Origin of the sequence: Carboxylicivirga litoralis, assembly GCF_025499605.1 — a bacterium.
Taxonomy (GTDB): Bacteria; Bacteroidota; Bacteroidia; order Bacteroidales; family Marinilabiliaceae; genus Carboxylicivirga; species Carboxylicivirga litoralis.
In genome coordinates, this window is sequence record NZ_JAFMVC010000054.1 from 1 (window position 1) to 7,839 (window position 7,839).

Annotated in this window: 4 protein-coding genes; all 4 read right to left on the bottom strand. The window is 41.6% G+C overall.

Going from position 1 to position 7,839, the window contains the following annotated elements; genetic code table 11:
• Nucleotides 1–23: 23 nt before the first annotated feature.
• The gene (locus J1N10_RS20280) at nucleotides 24–2,360 is read right to left on the bottom strand and encodes an LPD1 domain-containing protein (RefSeq protein WP_262328560.1); all 2,337 of its coding nucleotides are present in this window, start codon (nucleotides 2,358–2,360) and stop codon (nucleotides 24–26) included.
• The gene (locus J1N10_RS20285; protein WP_262328561.1) at nucleotides 2,357–6,304 is read right to left on the bottom strand and encodes a strawberry notch family protein; all 3,948 of its coding nucleotides are present in this window, start codon (nucleotides 6,302–6,304) and stop codon (nucleotides 2,357–2,359) included. The genes J1N10_RS20280 and J1N10_RS20285 overlap by 4 nt, the downstream gene beginning before the upstream one ends.
• Entirely contained in the window at nucleotides 6,282–7,412 is a 1,131-nt protein-coding gene (locus J1N10_RS20290) for a class I SAM-dependent methyltransferase (protein WP_262328562.1), read from the bottom strand. The genes J1N10_RS20285 and J1N10_RS20290 overlap by 23 nt, the downstream gene beginning before the upstream one ends.
• Before the next feature lie 13 nt (nucleotides 7,413–7,425).
• Nucleotides 7,426–7,839 (bottom strand): hypothetical protein (locus J1N10_RS20295; protein WP_262328563.1); only part of this gene is annotated, 414 nt, incomplete at its 5' end.

Consider the following 7,839-nt stretch of genomic DNA (forward strand, 5'->3'; position numbering starts at 1 on the left):
TTAAGTTTTTAGTACACTATTTATTATTCGCTGCCCTTCGCAAGGGCTTGTTTCTGTTTAATGCGAATTGCTTTAGCCCTGATTTTGGCAAGTTTCAGTTTGCGTTCTTTGCCCACTATCACACCTTTGTTCACACTGCCTTTTTCGGTCAGGTCGATGTATTCATCGGCTCGTTTATCGGTAAATGGCTCAAATGATTTTATGGATAAATGCTCTTTGATGGCATAAATCAGGTTATCAAAGCACTTATTAATGTAAATGCGTTCCTGACCTTGCGGATAAACAGGATGAGAGAACATACCACCTGATACCAGGTAGTTATTTACCCGGTCTTTTTCTTTTAGCTTGTCGTACACATAACATTCAAAGCTTCGGGCAAACATCTCGGCAATATCTTTCCAATAAGCACCTTGAAGTTTGGAGTAGTGATACAGGTAGCTGTCGGTTCTACGTTTCTTAGTCTCATCAAAATCATTATAGCTAACCGCTTTATCATCCAAAGCATAATACCCAAAGCGGAGCATTAGGATAAGCGAAACGATACTTGTATGCACCACCGATTGTCTCTCCTGAAATGTCGGTACAACCTTGTTAATAGAAGTTTTTAAAATATCCTTGAACCAATCTTTTGTTGGCGAAGAATTACCACCGATGAAATACTTCTTTTTGTACCCTAAACTTTCAATGATGGTATTCAGGTAGCTTTCTGAACGAAGCGGTTTGGTTGATAATTCCAAGCCATTCAGGTAATGGTCGAAGAAATGCCCCCACTCATGGGCTACTGAGCCGTCACCGTTTCGTTTGGTCAGGTTGATGAGCTGGCGTGTTGGGTAATAGGTAGCCATTGCCTTACCACCACGACCAAATGCACCGAAAGCAATAGCCAGGGCTTCGTTTATGGATAGGTTGATGTCAAGCACCTCGCATAAATCAACGATGGCTGCAACAAAGTGGCGAATGTGTTCCCTGGCTTCATCATCCTTCACGTAGTTTCCTAAAGTGAGTGATTTAAAATGAAGCTTCTTGATAACCGTATTTTCATCCGCTTCTTCAATTAATAAACCGCCTGTGCGTTTGATATATGATAACGGTACAGCTTCTATTTTAGGCTTGCTGCTGCTTTTTGATCTGCTTGTTTTCTTTGTTTCTGCCCAGCTCCAATCCGGTTTAAATTCCTTGTATGGGAATCGTTCTTTTTGCTCATCGTATTCCCTTTTTGCATCATTGATAAACCTTGTGCAAACCTGAGTAACATACCTTACATAGTCCTCCACAGTCCGAACGCTACTCAACATACCACCCTGAAAAGTCAGGTCGTTTTGCTTGTGGCGTTTCATGTCGGCAGGAGAAAGGATTTGCTTTGCAGAATCAATGCAATCCTGTTGGCGTTTTATCCGCTTGTCGGTGTATTCTTTTAACCTTTTTGCATGGGGAGCTGCCTGTTCTTTGGTTATACCTGAATATTGGTGGGCTTTCATGTAGGTTTCCTTAACCGCAGATGTAGTCCGATAGCCCTTGATGGTAAAGACGATATTGCGAAGTGCTTTGCCGAATATCATTCCAAAATCATGCTTGCCCACAATCTCACCACTATTGGCAATGGTATCGAGCTGTTGTAAATCCGTGATTGAAATGGCATCAGAAAGAACTTTTGCAAAAGCCTCCGCCATTTTCACATATTGCTCTCTGGCTTCTTTGGTGTTGGCATGTGGCTTTGCAGGGAATGCCTGTCGAACCTTTACTTTCAGAAAGGCACAACCTGAATCCGTACCATTTTCCTTTTCTGCCTGTGGGTCAACCTTTGGAAATACCTTATCCTTTTTGACTAGCTCGATGGCGGTAGCTTCGTCTTGTTCGATGCTGTTTAAATCACTACTGCTGATAAGCTTGTTGTACATGGCTTGTTCTTTCCTGGAACCATGAACACGCTTCCCTGCATCTTTAAATTCCCGGTTCTTTTGCTTCTCCTGCAAAGCCTTTTCGACTTCTGTATCAATATCCCCAAGGTCATCATTCGGTGTTGCTAAGTTGGCACAGTAGTTCTCGTATAAAGTCCAATCATCGCTGATAATAAAGAATCCATCATTGGGATTGGGCTTGTAACCTTGCTTTGTTTTGTAACCATTGCGACCTTCAATGAATCCTTGTTTGGGTAGAATCCAAACGAAGTCACCCTTTCTCGGTTTATATCGGGTAGCAATAATATCAGTTGCCTTCTCAAAACCTTTATAGATGGGCAAAGCATTGACATTAACGCCCTCTTTAAAACCATTGGTTAGAATGTAAGCCTTTGATTTTCCTTTGGTGCGAATATCCTTGTGAATGGCTTTGTACTTTTTATAAAACTCCTTTTCGGTCATAGTATGGTCTTGATTTTAGGATGAGTACCTAGCCCGGCAACTGCCCGAAGCTGTTTCTGCTTTATCAGGATTGCCTTTGCACGGAGCTTCACAAGCTTCAATTGTTTGCCTGTGTCTATGCTTACCTTTTTACCTTTAGGTGCGGATTGCTTTTGTTTTGCCAGTCGTTTGGGAAATTCCTTTTTGTCCTGCTCAAACATCTTCATCGCCTCATTGGTAAGGCTATCGGTAGTGTTGCTACGCTTTGTTCCTTTATCCAAAAACTCATCGTAATAATGGCGAGGAATTTTAACCGATAAACTGAATCGTTCACCAAGAAGATTAAGTAGTTTAGGCATCTTGCTTTCTTCAACGGAAGCCCTCATATTGCCCGATACCATTTCAAAACCATCCCGATTATTAACCAGGAGCTTCACCACTTCTTTATCGGTGTAAATGGGTATATGTGTTTTGGTTTTAGGCATAATGACCTTAAAAGAGCCATCATAATGCCTGGCTATTGTAATCCTGTTTTCGGTGGCAATGGTAGCCCCATTGCGAAGGCTCATAATGTGTTTTTGCAGTTTGGCAATTGGAGCTACAACATAGTTGTCCGCTTTATTATCGTTGTTGTCAGGCGACCATGCCTCGCTCATTAAAATTCCCTTTTGAACACCTCTGCCTTTGGTGGTGAAGCTCACCAACTTGCCCGGAAAGTCCGCAGAGCCTTGTAATATGTTTCCTGTTACGATGTATCGGATTTGTCGGTCTGCCGTGAAGTCTTTAATGGCTTCATCCCAACGCTCAATCAAACTTTCTTTTTGACCTGTGGTGAGCTGCATACTACGGCTCATTACACGCTCAATTTCTTTGGCGGTGTCTCCCGATGCAGGAAGAACGATGTATTTACGACTGTCAGATATGGCAAAGCGAAGCTTCACCGATGAAGGAGCATAAGGATTCTTGCGTTTGGGATTAATGTCAAAACCAAGAAATACGCAATAGGAATTGGAACTGCTATCGGTTTCAAAACTGACTGCCGGATAGAAATAACCATGACCAACTTTGAAGAACTTGAAAAAGTTGTTCAGGTAGCGTTTACGGTTCTCGCTTTGTGTTTTGGTCTTGGTAATCTCGGCTTGTTTCCCTTCTTCAATTTCTTCGGTTCTTTCAGCGACATAATCTCTTTGGGCTGCTTTGTCATATACTGGAATTTTCTGATAGCCTTTCTCATTGGTAATGCCATTAAAAAGGTCTTTGTATTTATCCTCCAACGCCTTTAAATCCTCAGATAACTTGTTTTGCACAAATTTCTCGTGAGCTGAAACTATTTCTTCAGAAATGCTATCGGGATGTTTACCGTTTAATTGTTTTTGAATCAGCTTTTCAAGTTCAGCTTTGCTGTAAGGTTTTTTAAGTACGTTGCATTCGCATTTTTCCAAATAAGTATCGTTACCAAATACCGAACGTCCACCTTTCCCGGCAATCACAACACGCTTTTCAAGTGATTCTGCTTTTAGGTTCAGGACTTCCACTTCAAGGTCGTACTCATCGGCTTGCTTGAGGTATTCCACATAGTCATTATATCGCTCAATAACCTCTTGGTAAAACTTCTCCTGTTCCTTAACCGATAAAACAGCCACACGACCTGTTACCTTTGAAGCATCACCTTCGGATGGTGTCTCATCACTCTCTTTGCCCTCAAATTTGAGTGGGTTATCCAGGGCTTTGTTTAGTTCCTCGTTTTCCAACATGTATTGGCGAACCACTTTGTCACCGTACTTATTCAGAAAGTCATCGGATTCCAATTGTGACTTGCTGCTTTTTTGGTTGGAGGTGGTATTGGCATCCAATGATTTCAGTTTCTTTTTGAGCATCATCATAAACCGCTTTTGTGCAGGGATGGATGAGATAATGTAATCGTAAATCGGTTTCATTATCTGTCCTGTGCGGTTAATACGCCCACGCTTTTGAATTTCGGTATTGATGTTCAGTTCAGGTTGGAGTATCACCATCACACGCTGCTTTACTTTTTCCGCTGGCACCTTATCGGTGACGATGGCATGTGCCGAAGCTCCTGTTGAACCACTTTGGTTAATCAGCAAACAATCTATTTCATTATCATTGAATTGACGAAACAAATCGGCTGTGTTTTCCTTTTTCCGGCTCATCACCAGGGCGGTGGTGTTTTTCTTGTTCAGGTTCTTGTACTGAACACAAAGCTTTCTACCTGTAACTTCGCCAACTGAATAGCCGGCTTCTTTAATCTTTTGGATTATCAAATCAAGCGGACTGATAGTAATACCTGTGGATGCCTGTTCAATTCGCCTGATAATATCGTAGTAAGCCAATTGTGCATCTTCCGATAAATCGGCAATATTGAATTGCTTACCTTGTGATTCACCGTCAATATCCTTTTCTGTGTAGCGAAGAACAGAATCCAATCCCTTTTCCAACACGGTAGAAAAATCACCATTAATAACATCATCGGGTTTTGCCATACCCTCTAAAAAGCTCCCCATTGTGGAGGCAAAGGCAATGATAGGTTTCTTGCCTTCTTTTAGCCTGTTTATGGCATGGTCGGCAACATCGGCAGCGTTCAGGCTAAAGAGCAATTGATTAATGACGTTAAAGACTTTTGAGAAATACGGAATGTTATCAACCCCGGCTTTCTCTGTTCCTTTGCGAGTTTCAACCTCTTTACTTTCGGCTGCTGCTATCTTATCAAGCTCATCAACCTGTTTGTTGATGTACTTCTCCTGAAACCCGATTATATCTCGAATGATTGAAGTTACTTTATCGGCTGTTTCAGCTTGCTCTTTGGCTTTTTCTTTAAGCTCGATGTAGTTGACTTCCACACCTTCAAAAGAGCGTTCACGCCTAATCATCTGACCTTCTGAAACCAATTGAGCTGCTAACACTTCCTGTAAAGCCACACCGCCTTTTGTAATAGCTTCAACCAAATCCTCTTTGCTCATATTGGCATCGCTCATTGAAGTCTTTTGAGCGTAAATTGGCATGTTATCAGGTCGCTTTGCAAAGGTGGCTGAAAGAAAACAAACGCCTTTGGTCTGCCTTAACACATCCTGCATGAACTCACCTGTATTGGAACTGCCCGAAGCATTGTGGGCTTCATCCATGATGATGATATTACCGCTACTTGCAGCATTTAAAAACTCTTGTTTGGCTGGCTTTTTCGGCTGATTGAACTGCGAATAGGTGGCACAAACAAAGTTGTAATTGTTGGGTACTTTCTTACCCTTAATGATTCGCTCTTGTGTAGGTTTTTCGGGAGCTGTATAAATAACTTCACCGCTTTTGTCCTTTACATTGGTTTTGCTCTCTTTGGTGTTCACGATAAACGGAACCAGGGCAGAACTTCCAATGTCGGATAAATCCCGATACAGGTCAGTAAACAGGTTAGGCTTTTCGGATAGGAACACAGGTTGCAAACCGCTTTTAACACCGTAGCGGATTAGAGCTGCTGCGGTTCTACCTTTACCAATTCCTGTTTGGTCGCCAACAATGATTCCCTGGCCACGCTTCTCGATATTGTAAATTGCCAATGATACCGCATCAATCTGTTCACACGAAAGCGACTTTACAAGCTCGTCATTACTGTAATCGAGTTTCTCGGCAACATAGTCAAACAGAGGCATCCCGATACTTTTCTTTACTTTTCGGATAGCGATGTGCATTTCGTGTCCCATTGAATCGGGTACTGTTGTATCCAGGATAAAACCTTTTTCGGCTGTTGGGATATAAGCCATACCCAGCCCTTTATGACCGAACATTCCTTGTAGATACTCATGCTCGTTTTGAGCCAGTTTTTTGGTGCGGACAAAGCTTTTATTGTTGTTGGTTTTAAATCCCAATTCAATAAGCCTTGCCGATATATGTTTTGATGGAACGCTACCAAACTTAATGGTAATGCTGCTTTTGCTAAATGATATTGTTTGTTTCATACTGCTTCTGTTTTATGAGAATTGCTTTTGCTCTCAACCTGGCAATGTTCTGGTTGATTTTCGTAAGTATTTCTGGAGATGGTTGAAGTTGAACTCTATCCCAAAGTTCTTCATGGGTATTGACAACGGTGCTGTGCAATTTATCTTTAAGTGGAGCTGCTCCATCGGGAATTGCTTTTGCTCCATCAATCAGAATCAACCTTGTATTGATTGAAGTTCCTTGTCTGGAGTATAGCTTTTTGCCGTTAATCGGGATAATATCTTCAACGTTGTAAAAGTGATAGAGGTAATTCAGGAAAATGCGATTTGTTCCTGCCGTTACCCGACCTTGTTCATCCCAAGTGGTATGACCACCAATGATAATGGCTGCCTTTCCATTATCCTTCATGCAACGTAAGGCATTCAAAGCCATTGCATGTTCCAATCGCTTGATTTTAAATTTTCCGAAAAGTTCAGGTTGAGAAAGCGAACCGAAAGGTGGATTCGTAACTATACCATCAAAAGTTCTGTCATAAGCTGCCGGAGGTTTTAAGGCATCCCAAGAACTGACCTTTGCAAAAGGTTGTTCTTTCAGGTTGGCAAGCCTTACATCGTCCAGCTCGTTAACATGGGTATAGTGATAAGGCAAAGCAATGGTTAAAAGTCCGTTCCCTGCTGATGGCTCTAAATACTTTGGAAAGTCTTTTTTATCATCGGTAAGGTGTGCATTGCCGACAATTTTACCTTTAGTTCCACCTTTTACGATGTTCTTAAAAGCCTTGTAACCTGATAAGCTGCCTGATTTTAAGATATAACTCGATGCCAGGAACGAAATGGGTGCCGGAGTGGAATATTGCTGCATCAACACACTCATGCTTGTGCGCATGGATAGGTTAACCTGTGATTGATACAGGGCTACAATATCAAGGTATTTCTCGTAAGTGGTTAGCGAACTGTCGTGTGCTATCTCTCTTGCATTAAGGATTATTGCCAGTTCGGTAAATTCTTTCACCAAGTTTTTATTGGCAATACCGAAGCTTTTTGCAATGCTTTCAATAGTGGTTTTAGAGTGCTTACGTCCGCCTTTTAAATCCTCACGAATCCTTGATATGTAGCCCTTTTTATCCATGAACAAACAAGAACTACATAATTGTGTGAGCCAAATAGAAAAGACCTACGAATATCTCTGCTGCCATTGTCAGCTCTAAACACCAAATTCGCTTATCAGCAAAGCCTGTTGCAATTAAAGCCGAAATAGCGATGATGATGGTATATTCTATATTACCGAAGCTGAAATAATAACTTAATCCAAGGAGTGCAAAACCGCCAATTGCCGATACATAGTGAGCAATACGGATAAGCAGGTTTCGCTTAAAGTCGGAAAATACACCAACTAAGAAGATTCCGATACCGCCTCCGATAACCCACCAATCGGCAGATTCTTTAATAAAAAGACCTGTAATGATGATGGCCAGTCCACAAACCCACATCACTATCTCAAATACAAGCTTGTAGGGTTTGCGTAAAAAGTAATTACTATCGGAAATTGATTTGCG